Raw genomic sequence first — 24,893 nt, 5'->3', positions numbered from 1 at the left:
TGGAAATATTTTAGGAAGAAAAGGAGTAAAAAATGGCTAAATTATATGATTCCTTGTATGATGCATTGCTCATGTTTGCAGCATCGTCTGCCAAACCAACAGCTAAGCTTATTGAAGAAAAGTATGACCAGCTTCTTCCAATATTCAGTTCCATGTATGAAGGAGAAACTGTGGATAAAGAGAAGTTTCTCAGAAAAGTTCTCGAATCGGTAAATACTGATGGGGGTATTATTACTTCCTTAAGTGACCAGAAAGAGCATGAACAGTGGCTTTCTAATGAGCGAGCTGCCATCCAATGGAATTACTGGGAGCGCTATAAACAATACCTGATTAAACAGGAAAAATTCCCACTCCGAGTTGTAGATAGTATCGATGATGCCACAGATACCATTTTGGGTTTGTTAGAAAGTCCTAGACGGAAAGGGGAATGGGACCGCCGTGGTATGGTAGTTGGTAATATTCAATCTGGTAAAACCAGCAATTATGTAGGTCTTATTTCTAAAGCAGTAGACGCAGGATACAAGGTAATTATTGTATTAGCTGGCCTTAACAATGATTTAAGAAGTCAGACACAAAAGCGTATTGATAAGGGCTTTTTAGGGAGAGATACATCTAAATCCAAAAATCATGATCAGGGCTCTAATGTCATTGGAGCCGGGCTTATTCCCGGATTTAAGGTTCCACCAGTTACTGCTGTAACCAGCAGTGCATCTAATGGTGATTATAAAAAGTCTGTACATTCATCTATTACTATTACTCCTGGTGGAGATCCCGTTATTGCTGTAGTAAAAAAGAACGTGACCCCTCTGAAAAATCTGCTTGATTGGTTTACCCATGTCAACGCTTCTGGAAAAATTGCTAATATACCATTACTTTTGATCGATGATGAAGCTGATAATGCTTCCATCGATACGAAGGCTGGTAAAAAAATGGGGATTGATGAAAGTGATTGGAAAGAGCAGGATCCGACCGCTATTAATGGTTACATCCGCCGGATCTTGAACTGCTTTACCCAGAGTGCCTATGTAGGCTATACGGCTACTCCATTTGCGAATATCTTTATTTATCCAAATGAAGGAAATGAGCTGGATGATGAATTTGGTGAAGACCTGTATCCGCGGAGTTTCATCGTAAATCTTCATGCTCCATCTAATTATATTGGACCAGAAAAGGTATTTGGCCTTGATGAAGATAAGGCATCTAATACGGAAAAAACGAAACCCCTGCCGTTGATTCGAACTATTACTGATTATGACTTATTCTTCCCAGAAAAACATAAGTCCAGTTTAAAAGTAAAGGGAATTCCGGATTCCATGAAGGAAGCCATTTGTGCTTTTATCCTGTCCTGCGCTGTACGAGATGCGAGAGGGCAGGGAACCAGCCATAAATCAATGCTGATTCATGTGACCCGTTTCGTTGAAGTGCAGAAACAGATTGTAGATATTCTTAATCCTTTGATGAAAAACATCGTCAATGAACTGAAGATGAAAACTGGTCCTCAGTATGAACAGCTGATTGGTGTAATGAAAAAGCTGTGGAATGAAGATTTCCTGCCTACAACAAAGGAGGTACAGAAATCTATCGATGATTCTGGTATCACTACACTTGGCTGGGATGATATTGAACCGCTATTATATCCAAATGCATCAAAAATCGAAGTCAAGGCAGTCAACGGTAAGGCAGCCGATGGCGGTTTGAAATATGATGAATATGCGAAGACCGGTCTCAGCGTTATTGCTGTAGGTGGCGATAAATTATCTAGAGGATTGACATTGGAAGGCCTTACGGTAAGCTATTATACTCGTACTTCAAAGATGTACGATACTCTCCTACAGATGGGACGCTGGTTCGGGTTTAGAAATGGATATGCCGATGTATGCCGTTTGTATACTAGCCGGGTACTGGCTAAATGGTATCGTCATATTGCCTTAGTTAATAAGGAATTCCGACAGGAACTTGATGATATGGCAGCGGCAGGTGCCACTCCTGAAACTTATGGTTTAAAGGTTCGTACTCATCCGGATGGTATGATTATTACCGCACTAAATAAGATGCGGAATTCAGAAACCAGAAAGGTAACGTTTGCAGGTCATCTGATTCAGACAACAAAATTTTATAAAGACAATCCACTTAATAAGGAAAATATCAGTGGCCTTAGTAACTGGACCTCTTCTTTAGGAAATCCAGTGCCGCATGATGGAAATACACCAGAGCCGTTTATTTGGAAACATGTTGCGGCTGATAAGATTTTTAATTTTTTGAACGTAATTAAGGTACATCCAGAAAATACATTTGCCTCTGCACATCTTCTGAGTCAATATATTGAGGCGCAGAACCGGGAAGGAGAATTAACAGACTGGACGGTTGCTCTTATCTCTGTTGATAATTCTAGAAGTCCCAAGGAAGCGCAGCATCCAATAACTATTGGGAATCTGACTGTTAGACCGGTTTGGCGTACTGACGCCAGTGCTAAGGAATTTGACGACAGCGATGTAGTCGTTATGAATAATAACAATCTGATTACTCCTAAGCATCAAGCTATTGATTTGGACGAAAATCAGTACAACAAGGCATTGAAGGAAACTCTTGAAGAATACAACGAACTTCATCCAAAGGCAAAAAAGGAGAGTATAGATGAGCCATCTGGCCGGTTTGTCAGAATGAATCGGAACAAGAAAAATGCACTGCTCCTGATTTATGTACTGAAGTCAGGCATTGATGGTAAAGAAGAAGGACAGGTTCCAACAGTGTACGATGATACGTATGTTGGATATGCAATTAGTTTCCCAGCTAGTCCAACGGCTAAAGAAGTTGAATATAAAGTGGATGAAGTTTATATGGAAAATAGCGTAAAAGATGAAGGTAATGACGATGGAACTTATTGATATCTGGGAAGATTTAGAAAACGCCAATCAAAATGGTATGAGGAAGCTTGTCTGCAGTGATCTGCTCTGCCGTACTTATATTGGTACAATTGATAGTAAACGCTGCCTGTATATAGAGTTTCCAGATGCTTTGACTTTACAGCTGAATAAACTTCGCGACTATGAAGGTCTGGAACTTTTAGTCAAGAAGACGGGGTACGAGCAGAATGGCTGCACCAGCCTTATATTGCTCTCTGGCAGTGAGAAGCAGAACGATGAATTCACAATTATTGCAAAAGATATATTAACGTCTCTTCATGGGATAAATGATGCTAAGCATTATACAGACAAGATATGCGAAAGAATTTCATCTTGGGCTGAATTCTTTACAGCAAAAAAAGAAGAGAAGCTAAGTCACAATGTAGAGGTAGGCCTTTTCGGCGAATTATTCTGCATGAAACAGCAGTTTGAGGCAGGTATTGCTGAAGCCGATAAATGGTGGAATGGACCTCAGAAATCTGCCCAAGATTACCAGACTGAAAATGTATGTCTTGAAGTAAAAACTACGACTGCCAATGAATTGGCAAAAGTGCATATTTCTGATATTGGACAGTTGACGCTTAATGAGGATCACTCTGGAAGCCGGCTATTTTTAGCAGCCTATCGTCTGATTCCTGACAATTTGAACGGTATGACTTTGCCTGAATTGATCGATCAGGTCAAGGGAATGATTCCGGAAGATAGAAAGTCCATGTTTGATGCCAGTCTGGGACTTGTTGGTTATAGTGACAACCTGCGGGATCAGTATTCCGACAAATTTACGGCTGTAGAGCGCAGGGTCTATGAAGTGAAAGATGATTTTCCAAGACTTACAAGACACGTGATTCCGGCAGCGATAACGGACGTTAAATACGTACTGTATCTGAATGACTGCGATAAATACTTATCTGATTTTAGTGCAATTGTTGATCTTTTAAAGGACTAACATTATGAATGAGACCAAGGAACTTGAAAAGTTTTACCAGGATCTGAATCAGGAAATTATCAATAAAGCCGCTCTTGATGAAGAAGAGCAGTATCGGGAGCCGATTTTCACTCAGATATATATTGATTATCTTTCTGAATGGGGAGAGCTGGAAGATGGCAATCTCAGCTATTACGAGGCCCGTGGCATCAAAATTAATGGATACAGCCTAGCTGAAGATGAGACATCTATTACCCTCTTTGTTTCTATTTATAAGAACAGCCCTGATATTTTTTCAGTTCCTCCGTCTGAAGCAATTGCTATGCTCAACCGGGCAAAGCAGTTTTTCCTCAAAGCTAAGAATGGTCTCTACAATGACATAGAGGAAGCCCTTGAGGGATATGATATTGCAAAAACAATTTATGACCTCAGGGATAAGATCACTTCGGTTAAACTTCTTCTTTTCACCAATGGGACCATTCGAGCAACTGTTCTGCCAACGGTAGTCAAAGATGATGTTGCTTTCGTTTCTGCTATTTGGGATCTTGAGAGGGTTTATCGGATTAGTACATCCGGAAAAGCCAGAGAAAAGATTGATTTCAAACTTGAGGAAATCGCAGGAAAGAATCTGGATTGTATACGGGTGAGTGTACCGGATACTTATCATGAATCTAAGAATGGGGAAAGGGAGCATAGTGGTGGGTATACTACCTACTTAACCGTTTTTCCTGGAGACGTTCTTTACAAAATCTACGAGCGGTACAGTTCCAGACTTCTTGAGAAAAATGTCAGAGCCTTTTTGCAGGTTCGTGGAAATGTAAATAAGGGAATTCGGGATACGATTCTGAAAACGCCAGAAATGTTTTTGGCCTATAACAATGGTATTTCTGCTACGGCGGAGTCAGTTTCTGTAACTAATGTTCATGGTAACGTTTGTACCATTACGGGTCTTCAGGATTTCCAGATCGTCAATGGTGGACAGACTACGGCATCCATCTTTAATTCCTGCTTGAAGAACCAGAAGCCGCTGGACCAGATCTATGTACAGGCCAAAATTACAGTTGTGAATGATCAGTCTGAAATGGATAAAGTGGTTCCGGAGATTTCCCGTTGTGCAAATACGCAGAATAAGGTGCAGCTTGCAGATTTCTCTGCCAATGACGAATACCACCAGGCGATTGAAAAACTTTCCAGAACGGTATGGGCACCCGCCAAAACAGGCGGCGAACAGCAGACAAAGTGGTTCTATGACCGTGCCCGTGGGCAGTACAATGATACAAGAGCACGGGAAAAGAACAAGAAATACTTTGACTCTATCTATCCCAAGACCCAGTATTTTGACAAACTGCAGCTGGCTAGGTATGAAAACCTTTGGGATTTATACCCATATATAGCAGCTAAAGGCGGCCAAACGTCTTTCCGTGAATTTACACTTCGCCTGCAGAAGCGTGGAAAATTTGTCCCGGATCAGATTTATTACCAGAACTTGATAGCCAAAGCAATTTTATATCGAGAAATTCGCTCTATAGTAAGGAATCTAAAGTTCAAGGGTTACTGGGCCAACGTGGCTGATTATACTTTTTCCTATTTAAGTTATAAATCAGCCCAGCGTATCGATTTGGCAAAAATATGGAAGAATCAGGGCATCTCTGATTTCCTTAAGCGGAATATAGAAATGACTGCCAATGCAGTATACAAGTACCTTGTTGACTCATCCAATGGCCAGAACGTTACCCAGTGGTGTAAAAAGGAAGCCTGCTGGACGGGCCTTAAGAAGCTTGAAATTAATGGCTCCCATATTGCGAAATCTGATATGACAGCATCATCGGGCACTAAGACTAAGGCTGCAGAATCTCAGGGAATCAGCGCAGCTTCCTCTGAAGAAGAAAAATTGATTCAGGATATCCAGAAAGTGGACAGCGCTGCGTGGTTTGGTATTGCTGAATGGGGCAAGGAAACGGGCGAACTGCCGGCATTCCAGCGTGGCATATCTGCAACCCTTGGCAGATATCAGGGATTGAACAAAACTCCTTCATGGAAACAGGCAAGACAAGGCATTAAGATTCTGAATACTGCCTATAAGCATGGATTCTTAACTGATGCACTCGTAGAAGAGCTTGTTACTAAATACAAAGATGTAATTGATAGCTAAAATGAAATGACCAGTACTTGTTCACAGGTACTGGTCATTTGAGAAAGGCAAGGATATGAAGATAGTGAAAGTCGCCGCTGCTGTGATTGTCCATAATGGAAAGATATATGCAGCAGAGCGAGGCTATGGGGAATTCAAAGGGGGATGGGAATTTCCCGGTGGGAAAATAGAGCAGGGGGAAACACCGGAGAATGCGCTGAAACGGGAAATTGAAGAGGAACTGGATACAGAAATTTCCGTGGGGAAGTATCTGGGAACTGTGGAATATGATTATCCGGCTTTCCATCTATCTATGGCTTGCTATGCCTGTACCGTGATTTCTGGCCATTTGACTCTGCTGGAGCATATGGCTGCCCAGTGGCTCACGAAGGAAGAATTGGATTCTGTGAACTGGCTTCCGGCAGATAGGATCGTAGTGTCTTGGGTTAAAGAATCTTGCGATTTTGGGCAATCCGATTTATCGTAAGCTCTTGGCTTACTGCACCCTATTGAATCTTCCGTACGCTTTCTGATTACTAATCCAGGGGAGCATAATCTTCAGCGAAGTCCTTATAGGCCTCTTCCTGGGCCTCCTTTTCTGTCTCCTCAATGATTTCCGGCTCTGTTCCCAACACATGAAGTAGGATCTCTTTCACCGCATCGGCCTGACCGGAGGAGGTGGACCACTGGTCTCTGGCCCAGGTTTCCGCAAAGTGGGACCATACGTAGACACGCCGGTAGTAGGCCACGTTATAAGCGTAAATGTGAAGCTTGCCGAGGATCTCTTTCTGCGCTTTTTTTCTTTTCATCTTCTGCTCCCTGCATAGTACAAACATTTGATTTGTTTCTTACATTATACTACAAAAATGTAGTAACTATCAATAAAACGTCCGACTCTTGGAGTGATATGATGGATACTTTTATCAAGCAGCTCTTTCAAACGCTGCGGGACAATGATAGCCATATTTCCGAATCCGCCCTGGCCAGAAAGCTGGGGATTCTCCAGTACTCTTTGAACCGCTCCATTTCCACTGGCAGTGTGAAGCTTTCTGTTTTTCTTAGAGCCCTGAGCCTCATGGGTTATACCCTGGAGATCCGTAAAGAGGGGAAAACGGTGGTAAAGATTTCACCGGAGGATTACGCACCGGTGGGAGAGAACCGCCATGAGGAATGACAAGCGGTGAGATGACAGAATGGCGGTAAAAAAATGACCAGTACTTGTTCACAGGTACTGGTCATTGTACTTTTTGCCACGAAGCTAGTGAAAGAAAAGCTGGACGAGCTCATCGCCCAGTCTCCGGAAACTGCATTCGAACAGTCCATTCTCCCCGTGGGCATCGAAGGGAAACTGGCGAAGGTGGATTGGAAGAAGCGGGATGTGCTGGTGGGGGTGTTGAAAAATCGGAAGCAGCTGGATATCTGTATGGAGCATCACTTCTACCACATCCCGGCGTCCCGGGTGGGAGAGGAAGACCTGCCCATCCATTACGTGGCTATCTATCAGTCCCGGAACCTCTTCGGTAAGGAGAGCGGCATCTTCCTCTATGGGGAGGTGACGAAGTGCACCCTCCTCCGGCGGCGGGACATCCGGGAGCTGCCGAAGAATTCGGCTGAACTCTACTACCGGCTGGACGTGAAGGAATGGAAGAAGCTAAAGACCCCCATCGCCGTGAGGGAAGGGGCCCAGGTGGCCCTCTTTACGAATCTTTTCCTCCTCCTCCACAGCCGGGAAGTGCCGGACCTCCGTATCGCATCGGAAGAGGAGTTCCGCCTCTACTACGAACTGAAACGCCTCGCCGGCACGAGTCTCTCCGAAGAAACGGGAAGCACTCCCTGCTACAGGTATGGCGGCTGCCTCCTGGACTACGAGGACGGGAAGGTGAGAGTCATCAGGGACGGGAAAATCGTATACACCGCCTCGGCAGAGCAGGTGGTGAGACATCCCTATGAGAGCTTTGGGGTGATCAGGCGGATGATGGAAAAGTGAGGAGTTAGGAGTGAGGAGTGAGGAGTGGTGGTGCGCAGCGAACTGCAGTCACAGCAGCGAACATGAGTTGCACCAGCGAACACAATTTGAAGGAGCGTAGGGACGCACAAATTGTTGTGAGTCGGTGACAGCCGTAGCGAAGGAGCGTAGCGACGCGCAAATCATGTTCGCTGATAGCTGTGCTGTAGGGAGCCGACAGGCGACTGAGAATGCAGTGAGTCGCTTTCCCCTGTGGGGTGCGCCGCGACAAAATGTTGAAGCGGCGCGAATTTTTTATATGGTGGCTGGGCGGCGTGCGAACGGGTGGGGGCTTGAGCCTTCAGCCTTGAGCCTTGAGCTGGTCGGGCCCTGCGGGCCGGGTGACGGATGGGTAAGTGTGCGGCCACACCGGCGTGGGCTTCTAGCTGCTAGCTGTTAGCTTCCAGGAAAGCTCGACCGCCTGCGGCGCTTGTGTGGCTAAGTGAGCATGCAAACGGATGGGGCCTTGAGCTGATTCGCCTGCGGCGAATCAGTGGCTAGTAGCTAGATCTAGTGGCTAGGTGATCAGGCCCTGCGGGCCGGTTCCATCAATTTCCATCGGCTAACCCCACCCCGTTGGGGAGCCCCTTCCCGAGGAAGGGGCCTCGTGCAGAGATATTTGCACGTGATTTGTGTAGAGTCTTCAGGAATCCAACTGCGGCAAAGCCGCGGGACCTCAATTCTCTTCACTCAAATCTCAACTCTTTCTTTTCGCCGCAGATGTAATTAGAATTGTACATATGTTCGGAATATAATATAATACGTGTAAGGCAGCTGGTACGTGGCTTTACCTCTACCACTATTTCGGTGGGGAGGTGATACTATGAGCATTTACGAAGCATTATCAGTGATGATTGCTTTTGGTATGCTGATAGCATTCATCATGTCTAACCGCAGGTAAGACACTGAAAAAAGCCACCCGATGGCTTTCGGAAGGCTTTCTTCAAACTTACTTATATTGAGGGAGCCGTTCCGTCCAGTCCACGGAATGTACCGGCTGTCTCTTTATATTTAAATTATATCATAAAAAAGAAATAAAATGAAAGTCCTGATCCAATGAGTGAGAATCCGGATGATAGAAGTGGCTGGTAGCTGGATCTGGTGGCCAGGTGGTCAGGCCCTGCGGGCCGGGGGACGAATGGTTGGGCGGCGTGCGAACGGATGGGGCCTTGAGCCTTCAGCTTTGAGCTGGTTGGGCCCTGCGGGCCAGGTGACGGATGGGTAAGTGTGCGGCCACACCGGCGGGGGCTTCTAGCTGCTAGCTGTTAGCTTCCAGGAAAGCTGGTCAGCCTGCGGCGCCAGCCGCGGATGGGTAGTCCCCCTTTTCCAAAGGGGGATGTCTGCGTCAGCAGACAGAGGGATTCTGATGGGATTATACATATTTCGTTGAAAAGCTCGTATGGCATGAACCCATTACCATCTCTCACCCCGGTGGGGAGCTCTCTTCTGAGAAGAGAGCCTTGTGCAGAGTCAATTACACGTTTTGGGGCAGAGCCGTCAGGAATCCATCGGCGGCGAAGCCGCTGGAGCACTTAATCTCGGCGTCTACTCGCTTTTCTCTAAACGGAAGCTGTAATAATAAAAAAGTGGCAGTTTTATTCCTGCCACTTTGGGGTTATTTTTCATAGAAACCATTTTTGCTGTATTCAGCCCATTTCAGATACATTTGACAATCATATCGGCATTGTCGGCGATTTTTTCTATATCAGGCATTTTCCAGTCTGACCTCCTTTATATTCTGTAAAAATTTTTCTGGTGAAATATAAAGGTCCTGTAGGATAGGGAGCAGGTCTATGTACTCTTCTTCCGGCTGTGGGTTATGGTTGTATTTGGCCATGACCACCAGGTACCCATGGTCCCATTCCTTGATGGCTGTATATTTTTCCAGTGAGTAGGGGGCTTTAAAACGAATCGTATAGGGACCATACTTGAAAATGGTGTAGTTCTTTTCATTGCCTAAGGTGGCATATGCCATGGTCATCACCGCCTTTCCTGTGTTTTCTGCGAATTCTTTTATATTTATTATACAAAATGGGCCATATTTCGTCTAATCATTTCCTCTGTGACAGCTATACGTAGGAAAGCTGGGCTGGCTGTGTGTACCTGCGGAACGGGCGGGGCCTTGAGACTTGTGCCTTGAGCTGATTAGGCCCTGCAGGCCGTGGTCTTGTGACTGAGTGGCGTGCGAACGGGTGGGGGCTTCTAGCTGTTAGCTGCTAGCGGCCAGGAAAGCTGGATAGGCCCTGCGGGCCGGATTCCATCACCATCTCTCAGCCGTTGGCAGCTCTCTTCTGGGAAGAGAGCCTTGTGCAGAGTCAATTGTCCGTTTTGGGTGTAGAGTCATTAGGAACCCATCGGCGGCGAAGCCGCTGAAATCCTCGATCTCGGTCTCGACCTCGACCTCACTTGACGGAGGTTAGCTGATGGGTTTGCCGCAGGCGAAATTTATGCGGCGCCAGCCGCTATTGGGTAGTCTCCCTTTTTCAAAGGGAGATGTCACGAAGTGACAGAGGGATTCTGATGGGTTTGCGGCGAAGCCGCGGGACCGGGGCTCTCAACTCTCTTCCCTCAACTCTATCTTTGAAAACTCCGTCATAGTCAATTATCAGGGAGATCTCTCGACTCTTCGTAGCTGTAGCGGTTCTTATTGGCAGAGACATTTGGCATTCTGCCACCGCTCGAGATGACGGGGAAGAGAAAGAGTCAAATGGTGCAGTGAAACTGCTGATGGGTAGTCCCCCTTTTTCAAAGGGGGATGTCTGCGTCAGCAGACAGAGGGATTCTGATGGGATTGCGGCGAAGCCGCGGGACCGGGGCTCTCAACTCTCTTCCCTCAACTCTATCTTTGAAAACTCCGTCATAGTCAATTATCAGGGAGATCTCTCGACTCTTCGTAGCTGTAGCGGTTCTTATTGGCAGAGACATTTGGCATTCTGCCACCGCTCGAGATGACGGGGAAGAGAAAGAGTCAGATGGTGCAGTGAAACTGCTGATGGGTAGTCCCCCTTTTTCAAAGGGGGATGTCTGCGTCAGCAGACAGAGGGATTCTGATGGGATTGCGGCGAAGCCGCGGGACCGGGGCTCTCAACTCTCTTTACTCAACTCTATCTTTGAAAACCCGTCACAGTCAATAATCAGGGAGATCTTTCGACTCTTCGTAGCTGTAGCTATTCTTATTGACGAAGACATTTGGCATGCTCACACCCGTGGGGAAGCGTCTCACGGGATTCTCAGTCGCCTGCGGCTCCTTACAGCACGGCTATCAGCGACTCACGATGATTTGCGCGTCGCTACGCTCCTTCAAATCATGTTCGCTGCTGTGACTCCCGTTCGCTTGCCACCGCTCGAGATGCAGCAGTCCTGCAGAGGACTGCTGAGCCGGGCCCAAGTTGATCGGCCAGTCGACAAAAGGAAGGCGTCTTAATGTGCAGTAAAGACGCCAATTTGCGACTGGCTTGCAGGTCCTATGCAGGACCTGCACACTTTTACTGCACACCAAAGCGCCTTCCTTTTAGGGCCCGGCCGACCGGGGTGTGGGTATTGTCAATTGGGTTGGCAACGAAGTTGCGGATGTCCTCGATCTCGGCCTCGATCTCATCAGCGCCGCCACCTACCCCTCGCCGAAGGCGTTACCCCTCAGCCACCTGAGTCACTTCAGCCACCTGAGCCATTCGATTGCTATATCTGATTGACGTATACACGAAAAACAGGTATACTATGATTATGATAAAAACCTTTGCTGATAAAGAGACAGAAAAAATTTATAATCAGCAATTTTCCAAAAAACTGCCTCAATCTATCCAGCGTATTGCGCTAAGGAAATTGATTATGATTGACAATGCAGAAAGGATAGAAGATTTACGGATACCTCCTGCCAATCATCTGGAGCTTCTTCATGGTGACAGAGAAGGGCAATACAGCATTCGCATCAATCAGCAGTATCGCATTTGTTTTATCTATGATAATGACGATTGTTATAACGTGGAAATTGTTGATTATCACTAGAAGGAGGGATAGATAATGGCTTCTTATATTCCCGCTCCTAAGATGAGCGAAATTCTGGAAGAGGAGTTTATGAAACCTATGGGGATTTCTGCCTATCGCCTGGCTAAAGATATCCATGTGCCCGTTTCCCGTATACAGGATATCCTTTCGGACCGGAGGAAGGTGACGGTAGATACTTCTCTTCGGCTGGGCAAGTATTTTGGGGTGTCTGACCGGTATTTCCTGAACCTGCAGGATGATATCGATATCCGGGCAGCTAAGGCATCTATCAGGGATGACCTGGATTCTATTAAGACCGTGAGATTTGTGTAGTATTTACTATGAAAAGGCTGCGGAAATGTGTAGATAGCCCCTGCCTGAAAAGGTGGGGGCTTTGAGTTGTATAGGCCCTGCGGGCAGATTCGCCTGCGGCGAATCAGTAGATAGTAGCTGGATCTAGAGGCCAGGCGGTCAGGCCCTGCGGGCCGGGTGACGGATGGGTAAGTGTGCGGCCATACCGGCGGGGGCTTCTAGCTTCTAGCTGTTAGCTTCCAGGAAAGCTGGTCAGCCTTCGGCGCTTTCGTCAGTTTCCATCGGCTAACCCCAGCCCCGTGGGCAGCCCCTTCCCGAGGAAGGGGCCTCGTGTAGAGACAATCGCACGTTTTATGTGCAGAGTCGTTAGGGACCTATCTGCGGCTTCGCCGCTGACCGTTAGCCTCCTTCCTTGGGAAGGGGGCTAACGGTCAGTCCCCCTTTCTCAAAGGGGGATGTCACGAAGTGACAGAGGGATTCCGATGGGTTTGCGGCGAAGCCGCGGGACCGGGGCTCTCAACTCTCTTCCCTCAACTCTATCTTTGAAAACCCCGTCATAGTCAATTATCAGGGAGATCTCTCGACTCTTCGAAGCTGTAGCGATTTTTACCTGTAGGGTCATATGGCATTCTGCCACCGCTCGAGATGACGGGGTGTGGGTAGTGTCAATTGCACGTTATTTGCGCAGGGCGTTCAGGAACCCACCTGCGGCGGAGCCGCTGATCCACCTCATGCCCCCGGTGCGAAGCACCCGCAACCCGGTTGGCAAGCGGCAGCGATGCCAACCCACCACCTTTATGAACCATCCACCGGTCTGGGGCATAAGTCATCCGACATATCCTGCGGCGGAGCCGCTGGCGTGTATCAATAAGGCGGCGCTTCCCAATTTGTGCGCCGCCACCTACCCCTCAGCCACCTGAGTCACTTCAGCCACCTGAGCCACCCCTTGCCGCAGGCTGTTCAGTTTTCCGGTTGCTGGAAGCCCTAGCTGGTCTGCACACGTCACTCAATCAAATAAAGCCATGACGGGATGTATCCTGTCATGGCTTCGTTTTATTGGTATTTTCAAAATTTTATTCCGGATATCTGCTTTAGAATCCTGTTTTCCGCTGTTGGCTGGCAGTAGTTGGGGTTGATCCGGCTTTTGCAGTATTCCAGGTAGGTTCCCCGTGTGGTTTCTATGAGGAGATGGGTGAAGTATCGTTCCCAGCTCATGTACCGGCTGCTTTCGATGTGGGAGGCAGGATCTTCCAAAATCTTTGGGATGTTCGGGTCCGGGATAATGGCAGATGATAGAATCAGCCATTCGAAAGATTCGGGGAGGTAGAGGTATATGGAAGGGTGGGTTTTCAGGTACAGGGAGATTCGCCCAATTTCTGATCCGAAAGCGGCACCATCGGCAATAATAAGAAGTTCTTGCTCTGAAGGCATGTGGCTCAGAAGTTTGAATATGTTGGATTTTCCTTCCGCTGACAGGCAGTGGATTTCGTGGGTGCGGCTCACATGGTCGAAGAAGTCAAAGCCTGCCCCTTTATCTTCTGTAATTACTGTGGCGGGAGTGATTTCTCTGTTGTAGTTTTTCCGTCCGTAGAGGGGAAACATTTCATTATAGGTCTGTTTCAGGTGTCCGTATTTTCCGGATTCCCGGAGTCCGTAGATTTCTGTGACGCTGTAGGGGAGCTGGTGGAGGGCTTCCCGGGTGACGATGATGTAGTAATTGTCTGTTCCCTGAATGGCTCTGGCAAAATCTTCGGAGTTTACAAATTCATTTCCTTCATTGATGAAAACGAGGGAATCCCTGATCGCAGGCAGCAGGGTCTGCCAGTTTCTTCCGGCCAGGGTGACGCAGGGCTTTTCGCAGGATAGGGTAACGCCTGAGGATTCTCCCAGATTGTAATAGTCGCTGATCATGGAAAGGAGGGTCGTTTTTCCGGTGGCGCTGTCTCCCTGGATGATGGTGATGTTTCTATGGATGGTGAAGTCATACCGGACTCGCCGGTTTGACAGGGTGACGTGAATGTGTCCTTTCATAGGGCCTCCTATACGTAGAGACCGGCTGCGGGAACCAGTTCTTCCATGGTGTGGACTATGGAGTGGGTGTTCAGGATTTCAATGGTGAAGGAACCTTTTCCGAAATCCATGAGATGACGCAGGTTGATGGTGATGTCTTTGGTTTCTGCCATTTTCAGAAACCATTTGGCACAGTTATCGCCGCAGGTGGAGGCGTTGAAGACTTTGTCAGGTACCTGGGAGACGAGGATAAGGGTCTTCACGCCGCCGGAGAGCTGGAGGGGGGAGATCTTGCCCAGTACCGGACTTTCAATGATGCCGCTGCTGATGACGGTTGAGGAGTCCACATCAGCAATCATGGCCCGGGACAGGGGATCTGTAATCCAGCTGTCTTCGTAGGTGTTCCTGAAATAGACGTCGGTATTATAAATGGCCTCTTCCATGGGGCCGTAGTAAATGTGAAGCATGGGGTCACCGCCTTTTGTTCCATTGTACCATAGGGAAATAGACAGTAACAGGGTGCATGGGCCTGGACAAATCAGATGGATGGCTGTGCGGCGTGCGAACGGGTGGGGCCTTGAGCTGATTCGTCTGCGGCGAATCAGTGGCTAGTAGCTAGATCTAGTGGCTAGGTGATCAGGCCCTGCGGGCCAGTTCCATCAATTTCCATCGGCTAACCCCACCCCGTTGGGGAGCCCCTTCCCGAGGAAGGGGCCTACTGCTGAGGCATTTGCACGTTATTTGTGCAGAGTCGTTAGGAACCCATCGGCGGCTTCGCCGCTGACCGTCAGCCTCCTTCCTTGGAAAGGAGGTGGCGCCGCCAGGCGACGGAGGTTAGCTGGTGGAAGCGCCGCAGGCTGATTTTATGCGGCGTCAGCCGCGGATGGGCAGTCTCCCTTTCTCAAAGGGAGACGTCACGAAGTGACAGAGGGATTCTGGTGGGTTTTGCTGGTGATGCTGGCCATAACCGGTGGCGGGCAATCTGGCTGTCAGACGATAGAAGATAGATGGAAGACGATAGATGCGACCAGGCCCTGCGGGCCGAACCCATTACCATCTCTCACCCCGGTGGGGTGGCAAGCGAACTGGGTTCGCAGGGAGCCGCAGGCGACTGAGAACCCAGTGAGACGCTTCCCACCGGGCGCTCTCTTCTGGGAAGAGAGCCTTGTGCAGAGTCAATTACATGTTTCGGGTGTAGAGTCATTAGGAACCCATCTGCGGCTTTGCCGCTGATCCACCTCATGCCCCCGCTTCAACGAGCACAGCGATGTTGAAGCCACAACCCGGTTGGCAAGCGGCAGCGATGCCAACCCACCACCCTTATGAACCATCCGGTCTTTTGGGGCCACTCGCCATCCAGATGCTGATTGCCTCGATCTCATCAGCGCCGCCACCTTCCCCTCAGTCACCTGAGTCACTTCAGCCACCTCAGCCACCCCTTGCCGCAGGCTGTTCAGTTTTCCAGTTGCTGGAAGCCCCGCATGTTCGTATGCCACTTTGTCCTATTTCATGACAATGTTATGACGTTGTGATAAAATATAGGAAGAATCGATGGAGGTGGTACTATGGCATCTACTTATATACAGATACGGACGGATGAGAAGGATAAGAAGGAAGCCAGTGCTATTCTGAATGCGCTGGGGACGAATCTTTCTGCGGTGCTGAATATGACAATCAAGCAGATCATACTGCAGCGGAGGATTCCTTTTGACGTGGCCCTGCCTCCCGCTTCTTCTCCGGTGCACAGTGTGGCGGCCAGTATGGCCATGGAACATATGCCCCTTTCGGATAAGCAGATCGAGGGGCTTGAAGCTTTTGCCAATAAGACTCCGGAAGAACAGGAGAAGGAAATCAATGGCCTGGTGGCATTTTATAAGGCTAAAGGGATGAATCATGAATGACACGGTCTATTGCTATCCGGGCACTGATGTGCTGAAAAATAAATTGGGTATTCATGATATTGCAATTCTTCATGAGGCAGAAAGGGATATTACGGCCAGGAGGCTGATGCAGCTGCAGAATCATCCAATTGCCGGAAATTTTGATTATGCTCACTTGAAAGCGATTCACCGTTTCCTGTTTAGAGATATCTACAGTTGGGCAGGGGAAGAGAGAACAGTAGACATTGCGAGGACACATATGTTTTGTAATGTTAAATTCATACATCCCATGGCTGTAGAAATATTTGGAAAATTAGCGAAAGAAAATTTTCTGAAAGAATTGGCACGGGATGTATTTATTGAACGGCTGACGTGGTTTTTCAGTGAAGTCAATGCCCTTCATCCCTTCAGGGAAGGGAATGGAAGGACTCAGCGGGAATTTTTCAGGGAATTGGGGAATGCAGCAGGTCATAACATTGATTACTCCGGAATTACAGAAAGTGAAATGGTGCAGGCCAGTATAGATTCATTTCTTAAGAATTACGACAGCATGGAGCGGTTATTTTATAAAGCCATAAAACGGTAAAAGGGATGCCTGAAGGGCGTCCCTTTTTCTGTACCATAGGTATGTAGTTTTGTGTCGTCAAATGGACGGCCGCAGGCTGAAATTTCGCAACGCCAGCCGCGAATGGTTAGTCCCCCTTTCCCAAAGGGGGATGTCTGCGCAGCAGACAGAGGGATTCTGATGGGTCTGCGGCGCCAGCCGCTGGACCTCAATTCAACTCTCTTTCCTCAACTCTATCTTTGAAAACCCCGTCATAGTCATTTATCAGGGAGATCTCTCGACTCTTCGAAGCTGTAGCGATTTTTACCTGTAGGGTCATTTGGCATTCTGCCACCGCTCGAGATGACGGGGAAGAGAAAGAGTCAGATGGTGCAGTGAAACTGCGGATGGGTAGTCCCCCTTTTTCAAAGGGGGATGTCTGCGTCAGCAGACAGAGGGATTCTGATGGGATTGCGGCGAAGCCGCCACCTATCTATAAGTTTCTACGTAATTTTTCTTTTCAGCATGGTCTCTTCCCTACTGTATCTGATGATATAAGGATAGGACGATTTTTTCAAGGGAATTTCTTCTGATAGATGACACTTTTTCAAGGGAATTATTGCTGAAAATAAATCTTTTTCAAGGGAATCAGTGGCTGGTGGCTGGATCTGGCAGCCAAACGGTTGGGCCCTGCGGGCCGGGTGGGCAATGCCATGTGCGGTGATTGGCGGTGTGGCTGTTAGACGATAGATGTTAGACGATAGACGATAGAGGGTCCGCCTGCGGCGCTTCGTTCAGTTTCCTACAGCTATCCTCAGCCCCGTGGGCAGCTCCTTCCCAAGGAAGGGGCCTTGTGCAGAGACAATTGTCCGTTTTGGGGGTAGAGTCTTTAGGACTCCATCTGCGGCGGAGCCGCTGTTCGTTAGCCTCCTTCCTCGGGAAGGAGGTGGCGCCGAAGGCGACGGAGGTTAGCGAATGGGTGTGCCGCAGTCTGATTCTGTGCGGCGCCAGCCGCGAACGGTTAGTCCCCCTTTCTCAAAGGGGGATGTCACGAAGTGACAGAGGGATTATGTTGGGTTTGCGTCGAAGCCGCTGGACCGGGGCTCTCAACTCTCAAATCTCAACTCTATCTTTGAAAACCCCGTCACCGTCAATTATCAGGGAGATCTTTCGACTCTTCGTAGCTGTAGCGGTTCTTATTGGCAGAGACATTTGGCATTCTGCCACCGCTCGAGATGACGGGGAAGAGAAAGAGTCAGATGGTGCAGTGAAACTGCTGATGGGTAGTCCCCCTTTTTCAAAGGGGGATGTCTGCGTCAGCAGACAGAGGGATTCTGATGGGATTGCGGCGAAGCCGCGGGACCGGGGCTCTCAACTCTCTTTACTCAACTCTATCTTTGAAAACCCGTCACAGTCAATAATCAGGGAGATCTTTCGACTCTTCGTAGCTGTAGCGGTTCTTATTGGCAGAGACATTTGGCATTCTGCCACCGCTCGAGATGACGGGGAAGAGAAAGAGTCAAATGGTGCAGTGAAACTGCTGATGGGTAGTCCCCCTTTTTCAAAGGGGGATGTCTGCGTCAGCAGACAGAGGGATTCTGATGGGATTGCGGCGAAGCCGCGGGACCGGGGCTCTCAACTCTCTTTACTCAACTCTATCTTTGAAAACCCGTCACAGTCAATAATCAGGGAGATCTCTCGACTCTTCGAAGCTGTAGCGGTTCTTATTGGCAGAGACATTTGGCATGCTCACACCGCTCGAGATGACGGGGTGTGGGTATTGTCAATTGGGTTGGCAACGAAGTTGCGGATGTCCTTGATCTCGATCTCGATCTCGGCCTCGATCTCATCAGCGCCGCCACCTTCCCCTCAGCCCCCTCAGCCACCTCAGTCACTTCAGCCACCTCAGTCACCTATTGCCCTCAGGCTCAAGGCCCTGCTCGAATGGCTTTAAATGCAAGAAGACAAAATTTCCCCAAAATTTACTATTGACATATCGCGAATTGCAGATATAATAATATACATGAACGTTATAGATATTTTCAAAGCGCTGTCCAATGAGACGAGGCTGAATATCCTGAAGTGGCTGAAGGATCCGGAAAAGTATTTTCCTCCGCAGGGAATCCATATACCGGAAGGAGAGACGTTTGACAAGTGCTCCTGCGTAGGATCCATCTGTGACAAGGCAGGTATATCCCAGTCTACCATATCCGGGTACCTGGATATGATGCAGCGGGCGGGGCTCCTGGAATCCCGGCGGTTTGGCAAGTGGACCTATTACCGCAGGAATGAGGAGACCATCCGGAAGCTGGCGGAGTACATTGGCAAGGATCTGTAAGAATCGAATTACAGAAAAAGAAATCGGCAGGGTGTCCTGCCTTTTTCTTAGGAGTATCATATCTACAATCAGAGATATGTATAAATGATAGCGGAGATGAAAACAATGAAGTTATGGGAATCCTATGATCGTGGCCTCATCCATTCGGCCACGAGGCTGGTGGTGCCGCCCATGGCCACCCAGAGTGGGGACGACGGTTTCCCCGGAGCCCGGACGGTGGGTCATTATACAAGGCTTGCCGCCAACAGCGGGGTGGGGCTCCTCTTTACGGAGCACAGCTACATTGTCCGGCAGGGCAAGGCGGATCCCTGGCAGCTGGGGTTTGAGACGGACGAGGTGGTCCCTTACCAGCGGCGGCTCACGGAGGCGGTGCACAAGGTGCATCCGGGGATTCTCTTCTTCGCCCAGATCAGCCACACCGGCGTGAATACGTCGGAGGCGGTGACGGGGGAGGAGCTGGTGTCCGCCAGCGTCCTCGCCGGTGAGGGAGGTATCAGCCGGGCGCTGACGATCCCGGAAATCCGGGAGCTGGAGGGAAAGTTTGCCGACGCCGCCCTTCGGGTGAAGGCATCGGGGTACGATGGGGTGGAAATCCACAGTGCCCACGGGTACCTCTTAAACCAGTTCTATTCGCCCCTCACCAATGACAGACACGACGAGTACGGCGTGGATTCCATCAGGAATCGGACCCGGTTCCTCATAGAAACGGTGGCGGCGGTGCGGAAGGCGGTGGGCCGCGATTTCCCCATTGCCGTACGGCTCGGAGGATCGGACTACATGGAAGGGGGCAGCACCGTGGAAGACGGGGCCGCTGCTTCGGCGCTCCTGGAGCAGGCGGGGGTGGACCTCATCGACCTTTCCGGTGGGCTCTGTATGTATATGAGACCGGGACACCGGGAGGCCGGATGGTTTTCCGACATGTCCCGGGCCGTGAAGGAACGGGTACGGACGCCGGTGATTTTAACCGGCGGCGTAAGGACTCCCGAGGAAGCGGAGGCGCTCCTGGAAGAGGGTGCCGCTGATTTCATCGGCGTAGGAAGAGCCATGCTGCAGAATCCGGCATGGGGATTACATAAATAAAGTATATATAAGGAGATAGTACTATGCATTTTCATGGACCGATTATCAGACCGCAGACCGATGCGGACAGCCTTTTCATTGAAGTCACCGCCGGATGCTCCCATAATTCCTGCACCTTCTGCAATTTCTACAAGGACACCCCTTTCCGCATCGCGCCGTTGGAACAGATCGAGCAGGACCTTCGGGAAGCGAAGAGAAAATGGCCGAATGCGAAGAAGATCTGGGCTACCGGGGACGAAGCTCTATGACCAGATGAAGAAGGGCGAATGTACAGAGGCCACGGAAAAGGAACGGATCCAGGAAATCCGCACCCTTATTTCCGAACTGAATATTCCCATCACCATCAATTCCGGCACCTCCACCAGCACTGTGCGGTTCGAAGTGAAGCTTCCGGAGGAAAAGGAGAAAATCCTGAAGGAACTGGATGATGTGCTCGATAAGTTTGATGTGAATACGGAAATTGCCCTGGAACGCTGGAGACACAGCATGCTTTCCGTCTGATTGAGAGGACATCTTTCCGGACCGGGTCCTCATCGCAGGACTCACCATTTTCCCGGCCCCCTCATGCAGGACGTACGGAAAGGGACATTCGTGGAAGCCACGGAAGGAGAACGGGTGCTGGAACTCACGGAATTCCTGAAGGACCTCAACATCGACACCCTGGTGGACGCCACCAACGCCTCCATCATCACCACCATCTACGGCCGGGTACCGGAACGGAAGGCAAACATGATCAGCCGCCTCCAGTACATCTACGACACTTACGGAGAACAGGGCCTCCGGAACCGGAGAGACTCCTTGGGAGCGATATAAGCGAGACCGAGATTGAGGTCGAGATCGAGGGGATCAGTAGCTAGTGGCTGGATCTGGTAGCCAGGCGAGTAGGCCCTTCGGGCCGGGTGACGGATGGGTAAGTGTGCGGCCATACCGGCGGGGGCTTCTAGCTGCCAGGAAAGCTGGTCAGCCTGCGGCGCTTCCATCCGTTTCTATCGGCTAACCCCAGCCCCGTGGGCAGCCCCTTCCCAAGGAGAGGCCTCGAATAGAGTCAATTGTGTGTTTTGGGGATGGAGTCGTCAGGAATCCATCCGCGGCGGAGCCGCTGTAGACCTCAATCTCGGTCTCGATCTCGATCTCACTTGACGGAGGTTAGCTGACGGGTTTGCCACGGGCGAAATTTATGCGGCGCCAGCCGCTATTGGGTAGTCTCCCTTTTTCAAAGGGAGATGTCACGAAGTGACAGAGGGATTCTGATGGGTTTGCGGCGAAGCCGCGGAGCCTCAACTCTCAACTCTCTTTCCTCAACTCTATCTTTGAAAACCCCGTCATAGTCACTTAACAGAGAGATCTCTCGACTCATCGCAGCTGTAGCGATTTTTACTGTTGGCATTATTTGGCATACTTCCTCCGCTCGAGATGACGGGGTGTGGGTAGTGTCAGATAATGCGGCGAAGCCGCTGTAGACCTCGATCTCGGTCTCGGTCTCGATCTCACTTGACGGAGGTTAGCGGATGGGTGAGCTGCGGGCGGATTCTGTGCGGCGCCAGCCGCGAATGGGTAGTCCCCCTTTTTCAAAGGGGGATGTCACGAAGTGACAGATGGATTCTGGTGGGGTTGCGGCGAAGCCGCGGAGCCTCAACTCTCAACTCTCTTTCCTCAACTCTATCTTTGAAAACCCCGTCACAGTCACTCACCAGGGAGATCTCTCGACTCCTCGAAGCTGTAGCGATTTTTACCTGTAGGGTCATTTGGCATGCTACCACCGCTCGAGATGACGGGGTGTGGGTAGTGTCAGATAATGCGGCGCCAGCCGCGAATGGGTAGTCCCCCTTTCTCAAAGGGGGATGTCACGAAGGGACAGAGGGATTCTGGTGGATTTGCGGCGAAGCCGCGGAGCCTCAATTCTCAGATCTCTTTCCTCAACTCTATCTTTGAAAACCCCGTCACAGTCACTCACCAGGGAGATCTCTCGACTCATCGTAGCTGTAGCGATTTTTACCTGTAGGGTCATTTGGCATGCTACCACCGCTCGAGATGACGGGGTGTGGGTAGTGTCAGATAATGCGGCGCCAGCCGCGAATGGGTAGTCTCCCTTTTTCAAAGGGAGATGTCTGCGCCAGCAGACAGAGGGATTCTGATGGGTTTGCGGCGAAGCCGCGGAGCCTCAACTCACAACTCTCTTTCCTCAACTCTATCTTTGAAAACCCCGTCATAGTCACTTAACAGAGAGATCTCTCGACTCATCGCAGCTGTAGCGATTTTTACTGTTGGCATTATTTGGCATACTTCCTCCGCTCGAGATGACGAGTTGGGGGAAGTGTCAGCTAGTGCAGTGAGACTGCTGATGGGTAGCCTCCTTCCTTGGGAAGGAGGTGGCGCCGAAGGCGACGGAGGTTAGCTGACGGGTTTGCCGCAGGCGAAATTTATGCGGCGCCAGCCGCTATCAGGCAGTCCCCCTTTCTCAAAGGGGGATGTCACGGAGTGACAGAGGGATTCTGATGGGTTTGCGGCGAAGCCGCGGAGCCTCAACTCTCAACTCTCTTTCCTCAACTCTATCTTTGAAAACCCCGTCACAGTCACTCACCAGGGAGATCTCTCGACTCATCGTAGCTGTAGCGATTTTTACTGTTGGCATCATTTGGCATTCTGCCACCGCTCGAGATGACGAGTTGGGGGAAGTGTCAGCTAGTGCAGTGAGACTGCTGATGGGTAGCCTCCTTCCTTGGGAAGGAGGTGGCGCCGCCATGCGACGGAGGTTAGCTGATGGTTTTGCCGCAGGCTGAGTTCACGGCGCCAGCCGCGGATGGGTAGTCCCCCTTTCTCAAAGGGAGATGTCACGAAGTGACAGAGGGATTATGATGGGTTTTGGCGATAAAGCTGGCTATTACAGGTGACTGGCGATTCGGCTGTCAGACGATAGAAGATAGATGGGAGAAGATAGATGCGACCAGGCCCTTTGGGCCGAACCCATCACCATCTCTCACCCCGGTGGGGTGGCAAGCGAACTGGGTTCGCAGGGAGCCGCAGGCGACTGAGAACCCAGTGAGACGCTTCCCACCGGGCGCTCTCTTCTGGGAAGAGAGCCTGCTGCTGAGTCAATTGTCTGTTTGGGGGATAGAGTCGTTAGGGACCTATCTGCGGCGAAGCCGCGGGAGCTCAACTCTCTTCACTCAAATCTCAATTCTTCTTGAACCCCCGTCATAGTCATTCACCAGGGAGATCTCTCGACTCCTCGAAGCTGTAGCGATTTTTACTGTTGTCATTATTTGGCATTCTGCCACCGCTCGAGATGACGGGGTGTAGGTAGTGCCAGAAAATGCGGCGAAGCCGCTGTAGACCTCGGTCTCGGTCTCGGTCTCGATCTCAATCTCAATCTCGATCTCGGTCTCGATCTCGATCTATCCTTATTTGAATTTCATTGCCCGTTATGGGATAATAGAAAGGAACATTTGTATTTGAGTGAGGCGGCTATGGATTCTTTATTTGACTTTGACAACGGAGAGAAGCCTTCCTATGCGCCCCTGGCGGATCGGATGCGGCCGGAGCGGCTGGATGAGATCCTGGGGCAGGAGGCGGCGGTGGGGAGGAATTCCTTCCTTTACCGCATGATCGAGAGGGACACGGTCCCCTCCATCCTGCTCTTCGGGCCTCCGGGCTGCGGGAAGACTACCATTGCTTCGGTAATCGCGAAGATGACGAAGAGCCATTTCGTGAAGCTCAATGCCACCGCCAGCGGGACAAAGGAAATCCGGGACGTGGTGGCGAAGGCGAAGGATGAGCTCCGGTACTACCAGCGCCGGACTATTGTCTTTATCGATGAAATCCACCGTTTCAACAAGGGCCAGCAGGACCTGCTGCTTCCCTACGTGGAGGATGGCACCATCATCCTCATCGGTGCCACCACGGAAAATCCCTATTTCGAAATCAACAGGCCTCTCCTTTCCCGGGTGCGGCTCATCCGTCTTCGGGCGCTGCCGCAGGAGGCGGAAATCGCTATTCTCCGCCGGGCTCTCACGGATCCGGTGAAGGGGCTCGGGAGCTACGGCTACAAAGCCTCGGACGATGTGCTTTCCCTCATCGCGTCCTACGCTTCCGGCGATATCCGGATGGCCTTGAATCTTCTGGAGCAGGCGTCTTCCATGGTGCCCATGAATGGGACTCTCACGGAAAAAGAAGTGAAGGAAGTGGCGGGGGACCACCTGTCGGCCTACGACAAGAACAGTGATTACCATTACGATATTGTTTCCGCCTTTATCAAGAGCATGCGGGGCAGCGACCCCGACGCGGCGCTCCACTACATGGCCCGCATGATTGCAGGGGGCGAGAAGCCTTCCTTTATTTCCCGGCGCATCATGATCTGCGCGGCGGAGGATGTGGGTCTCGCGGATCCCCGTGCCCTTACCGTGGCTGTATCGGCGGCCCAGGCGGCGGAGATGGTGGGGTTCCCGGAAGGACGGATTCCCCTGGCGGAGGCGGTGCTTTATATCTGCCTCGCGCCGAAGAGCAACAGCTCTGTGGTGGGAATCGATGAGGCCATGAATGAAGTGAAGACCCGGGGGGACTGGTCCATCCCGGATTATCTGAAAGATGCCCATTACGACGGGGCCCATGACCTGGGCCATGGAAACGGGTATCGGTATCCCCACGATTTCGGGGGCTGGGTGGACCAGCAGTATATTCCCGATGAACTGAAGGGGCACCACTATTACAAGCCCATCCGGAATGGGGAAGAAAAGTCCATTTCCGGGGATTGGGAAATACGGACAAAGAGAAAACAGGAGTGA

The 24,893-nt window shown here is 50.1% G+C and carries 21 protein-coding genes; 17 read left to right on the top strand and 4 right to left on the bottom strand.

Annotated features, from left to right (window positions below; translation table 11 throughout):
* The first annotated feature begins 32 nt into the window (after window positions 1-32).
* The 4 genes from ACFWUL_RS05800 to ACFWUL_RS05785 are packed head-to-tail and all read left to right on the top strand — an operon-like array spanning window position 33 to window position 6,446.
* Window positions 33-2,885, top strand: a complete 2,853-nt coding sequence (locus ACFWUL_RS05800) for a Z1 domain-containing protein (RefSeq protein ID WP_416178085.1) — start codon at window positions 33-35, stop codon at window positions 2,883-2,885.
* A complete protein-coding gene (locus tag ACFWUL_RS05795; RefSeq protein WP_416178084.1) occupies window positions 2,872-3,849 on the top strand; it encodes a PD-(D/E)XK motif protein in 978 nt (325 codons plus the stop codon). Before ACFWUL_RS05800 ends, ACFWUL_RS05795 begins: the two co-directional genes overlap by 14 nt.
* Window positions 3,850-3,853: 4 nt before the next feature.
* A complete protein-coding gene (locus ACFWUL_RS05790) occupies window positions 3,854-5,980 on the top strand; it encodes an AIPR family protein (protein WP_416178083.1) in 2,127 nt (708 codons plus the stop codon).
* Between the two features lie 55 nt (window positions 5,981-6,035).
* Window positions 6,036-6,446 carry a (deoxy)nucleoside triphosphate pyrophosphohydrolase gene (locus tag ACFWUL_RS05785; RefSeq protein ID WP_416178082.1) on the top strand — a complete coding sequence of 137 codons (411 nt, stop codon included), beginning with the start codon at window positions 6,036-6,038 and terminating at the stop codon, window positions 6,444-6,446.
* 49 nt (window positions 6,447-6,495) lie between these two features.
* Here ACFWUL_RS05785 and ACFWUL_RS05780 read toward each other — a convergent pair whose 3' ends face one another.
* Window positions 6,496-6,768 (bottom strand): hypothetical protein, encoded by a 273-nt coding sequence (locus tag ACFWUL_RS05780; RefSeq protein ID WP_416178081.1) that lies wholly within the window; start codon window positions 6,766-6,768, stop codon window positions 6,496-6,498.
* A 98-nt stretch (window positions 6,769-6,866) separates the two neighbouring features.
* Here ACFWUL_RS05780 and ACFWUL_RS05775 point away from each other — a divergent pair, with 98 nt between their 5' ends.
* The 3 genes from ACFWUL_RS05775 to ACFWUL_RS05765 all read left to right on the top strand — a co-directional run bounded on the left by ACFWUL_RS05775 (window position 6,867) and on the right by ACFWUL_RS05765 (window position 8,865).
* Complete coding sequence (locus ACFWUL_RS05775) at window positions 6,867-7,133, top strand: hypothetical protein (protein ID WP_416178080.1); 267 nt, start codon at window positions 6,867-6,869, stop codon at window positions 7,131-7,133.
* A 33-nt stretch (window positions 7,134-7,166) separates the two neighbouring features.
* The gene (locus ACFWUL_RS05770; protein ID WP_416178079.1) at window positions 7,167-7,946 is read left to right on the top strand and encodes a hypothetical protein; all 780 of its coding nucleotides are present in this window, start codon (window positions 7,167-7,169) and stop codon (window positions 7,944-7,946) included.
* 841 nt (window positions 7,947-8,787) lie between these two features.
* Window positions 8,788-8,865 carry a putative holin-like toxin gene (locus tag ACFWUL_RS05765; RefSeq protein ID WP_366461191.1) on the top strand — a complete coding sequence of 26 codons (78 nt, stop codon included), beginning with the start codon at window positions 8,788-8,790 and terminating at the stop codon, window positions 8,863-8,865.
* A gap of 804 nt (window positions 8,866-9,669) precedes the next feature.
* On the opposite strand, the gene ACFWUL_RS05760 is transcribed toward ACFWUL_RS05765, so the two are convergent.
* A complete protein-coding gene (locus tag ACFWUL_RS05760) occupies window positions 9,670-9,945 on the bottom strand; it encodes a hypothetical protein (protein ID WP_297041618.1) in 276 nt (91 codons plus the stop codon).
* Window positions 9,946-11,681: 1,736 nt separating this feature from the next.
* On the opposite strand from ACFWUL_RS05760, the gene ACFWUL_RS05755 reads away from it, so the two are divergent.
* Both ACFWUL_RS05755 and ACFWUL_RS05750 read left to right on the top strand, forming a co-directional pair.
* Window positions 11,682-11,969, top strand: coding sequence for a type II toxin-antitoxin system RelE/ParE family toxin (locus tag ACFWUL_RS05755; protein WP_416178078.1), 288 nt, complete (start codon window positions 11,682-11,684; stop codon window positions 11,967-11,969).
* Between the two features lie 15 nt (window positions 11,970-11,984).
* Window positions 11,985-12,281: a HigA family addiction module antitoxin gene (locus ACFWUL_RS05750; protein WP_416178077.1), complete on the top strand. Its 297-nt coding sequence runs from the start codon at window positions 11,985-11,987 to the stop codon at window positions 12,279-12,281.
* Between the two features lie 1,044 nt (window positions 12,282-13,325).
* On the opposite strand, the gene ACFWUL_RS05745 is transcribed toward ACFWUL_RS05750, so the two are convergent.
* Both ACFWUL_RS05745 and ACFWUL_RS05740 read right to left on the bottom strand, forming a co-directional pair.
* On the bottom strand, window positions 13,326-14,291 hold the full coding sequence (locus ACFWUL_RS05745; RefSeq protein ID WP_416178076.1) for a translation initiation factor 2: 966 nt from the start codon (window positions 14,289-14,291) through the stop codon (window positions 13,326-13,328).
* An 8-nt stretch (window positions 14,292-14,299) separates the two neighbouring features.
* Window positions 14,300-14,737: a DUF4869 domain-containing protein gene (locus ACFWUL_RS05740; RefSeq protein ID WP_416178075.1), complete on the bottom strand. Its 438-nt coding sequence runs from the start codon at window positions 14,735-14,737 to the stop codon at window positions 14,300-14,302.
* A 1,098-nt stretch (window positions 14,738-15,835) separates the two neighbouring features.
* On the opposite strand from ACFWUL_RS05740, the gene ACFWUL_RS05735 reads away from it, so the two are divergent.
* The 8 genes from ACFWUL_RS05735 (at window position 15,836) to ACFWUL_RS05700 (ending at window position 24,893) form a co-directional block, all read left to right on the top strand.
* On the top strand, window positions 15,836-16,171 hold the full coding sequence (locus tag ACFWUL_RS05735) for a type II toxin-antitoxin system RelB/DinJ family antitoxin (protein WP_416178074.1): 336 nt from the start codon (window positions 15,836-15,838) through the stop codon (window positions 16,169-16,171).
* Window positions 16,164-16,736: a Fic/DOC family protein gene (locus ACFWUL_RS05730; protein WP_416178073.1), complete on the top strand. Its 573-nt coding sequence runs from the start codon at window positions 16,164-16,166 to the stop codon at window positions 16,734-16,736. Before ACFWUL_RS05735 ends, ACFWUL_RS05730 begins: the two co-directional genes overlap by 8 nt.
* 1,912 nt (window positions 16,737-18,648) lie before the next feature.
* Window positions 18,649-19,032, top strand: coding sequence for an ArsR/SmtB family transcription factor (locus ACFWUL_RS05725; protein ID WP_416178072.1), 384 nt, complete (start codon window positions 18,649-18,651; stop codon window positions 19,030-19,032).
* A 105-nt stretch (window positions 19,033-19,137) separates the two neighbouring features.
* Window positions 19,138-20,112: an NADH:flavin oxidoreductase gene (locus ACFWUL_RS05720; RefSeq protein ID WP_416178071.1), complete on the top strand. Its 975-nt coding sequence runs from the start codon at window positions 19,138-19,140 to the stop codon at window positions 20,110-20,112.
* A 23-nt stretch (window positions 20,113-20,135) separates the two neighbouring features.
* Entirely contained in the window at window positions 20,136-20,360 is a 225-nt protein-coding gene (locus ACFWUL_RS05715; RefSeq protein ID WP_416178070.1) for a radical SAM protein, read from the top strand.
* Window positions 20,320-20,613, top strand: a complete 294-nt coding sequence (locus ACFWUL_RS05710; RefSeq protein ID WP_416178069.1) for a hypothetical protein — start codon at window positions 20,320-20,322, stop codon at window positions 20,611-20,613. The genes ACFWUL_RS05715 and ACFWUL_RS05710 overlap by 41 nt, the downstream gene beginning before the upstream one ends.
* A gap of 63 nt (window positions 20,614-20,676) precedes the next feature.
* The gene (locus ACFWUL_RS05705) at window positions 20,677-20,925 is read left to right on the top strand and encodes a hypothetical protein (RefSeq protein ID WP_416178068.1); all 249 of its coding nucleotides are present in this window, start codon (window positions 20,677-20,679) and stop codon (window positions 20,923-20,925) included.
* A gap of 2,654 nt (window positions 20,926-23,579) precedes the next feature.
* A complete protein-coding gene (locus ACFWUL_RS05700; RefSeq protein WP_416178067.1) occupies window positions 23,580-24,893 on the top strand; it encodes a replication-associated recombination protein A in 1,314 nt (437 codons plus the stop codon).

Origin of the sequence: Dialister sp. (genome assembly GCF_047832375.1) — a bacterium.
In the GTDB taxonomy this organism is placed as follows: Bacteria; Bacillota; Negativicutes; order Veillonellales; family Dialisteraceae; genus Dialister.
Note: the sequence above shows the minus strand (reverse complement) of the source record. Positions and strands in the feature narration are given on the sequence as shown.

Coding starts and splice junctions, on each gene's coding strand:
- ACFWUL_RS05800 (WP_416178085.1), top strand. CDS start 33: ATGGCTAAATTATATGATTCCTTGTATGATGCATTGCTCATGTTTGCA.
- ACFWUL_RS05790 (WP_416178083.1), top strand. CDS start 3,854: ATGAATGAGACCAAGGAACTTGAAAAGTTTTACCAGGATCTGAATCAG.
- ACFWUL_RS05720 (WP_416178071.1), top strand. CDS start 19,138: ATGAAGTTATGGGAATCCTATGATCGTGGCCTCATCCATTCGGCCACG.
- ACFWUL_RS05725 (WP_416178072.1), top strand. CDS start 18,649: ATGCAAGAAGACAAAATTTCCCCAAAATTTACTATTGACATATCGCGA.
- ACFWUL_RS05740 (WP_416178075.1), bottom strand. CDS start 14,737: ATGCTTCACATTTACTACGGCCCCATGGAAGAGGCCATTTATAATACC.
- ACFWUL_RS05775 (WP_416178080.1), top strand. CDS start 6,867: ATGATGGATACTTTTATCAAGCAGCTCTTTCAAACGCTGCGGGACAAT.
- ACFWUL_RS05760 (WP_297041618.1), bottom strand. CDS start 9,945: ATGACCATGGCATATGCCACCTTAGGCAATGAAAAGAACTACACCATT.
- ACFWUL_RS05750 (WP_416178077.1), top strand. CDS start 11,985: ATGGCTTCTTATATTCCCGCTCCTAAGATGAGCGAAATTCTGGAAGAG.
- ACFWUL_RS05700 (WP_416178067.1), top strand. CDS start 23,580: ATGGATTCTTTATTTGACTTTGACAACGGAGAGAAGCCTTCCTATGCG.
- ACFWUL_RS05715 (WP_416178070.1), top strand. CDS start 20,136: ATGCATTTTCATGGACCGATTATCAGACCGCAGACCGATGCGGACAGC.
- ACFWUL_RS05730 (WP_416178073.1), top strand. CDS start 16,164: ATGAATGACACGGTCTATTGCTATCCGGGCACTGATGTGCTGAAAAAT.
- ACFWUL_RS05785 (WP_416178082.1), top strand. CDS start 6,036: ATGAAGATAGTGAAAGTCGCCGCTGCTGTGATTGTCCATAATGGAAAG.
- ACFWUL_RS05795 (WP_416178084.1), top strand. CDS start 2,872: ATGGAACTTATTGATATCTGGGAAGATTTAGAAAACGCCAATCAAAAT.
- ACFWUL_RS05745 (WP_416178076.1), bottom strand. CDS start 14,291: ATGAAAGGACACATTCACGTCACCCTGTCAAACCGGCGAGTCCGGTAT.
- ACFWUL_RS05755 (WP_416178078.1), top strand. CDS start 11,682: ATGATTATGATAAAAACCTTTGCTGATAAAGAGACAGAAAAAATTTAT.
- ACFWUL_RS05770 (WP_416178079.1), top strand. CDS start 7,167: ATGACCAGTACTTGTTCACAGGTACTGGTCATTGTACTTTTTGCCACG.
- ACFWUL_RS05780 (WP_416178081.1), bottom strand. CDS start 6,768: ATGAAAAGAAAAAAAGCGCAGAAAGAGATCCTCGGCAAGCTTCACATT.
- ACFWUL_RS05710 (WP_416178069.1), top strand. CDS start 20,320: ATGCGAAGAAGATCTGGGCTACCGGGGACGAAGCTCTATGACCAGATG.
- ACFWUL_RS05735 (WP_416178074.1), top strand. CDS start 15,836: ATGGCATCTACTTATATACAGATACGGACGGATGAGAAGGATAAGAAG.
- ACFWUL_RS05705 (WP_416178068.1), top strand. CDS start 20,677: ATGCAGGACGTACGGAAAGGGACATTCGTGGAAGCCACGGAAGGAGAA.
- ACFWUL_RS05765 (WP_366461191.1), top strand. CDS start 8,788: ATGAGCATTTACGAAGCATTATCAGTGATGATTGCTTTTGGTATGCTG.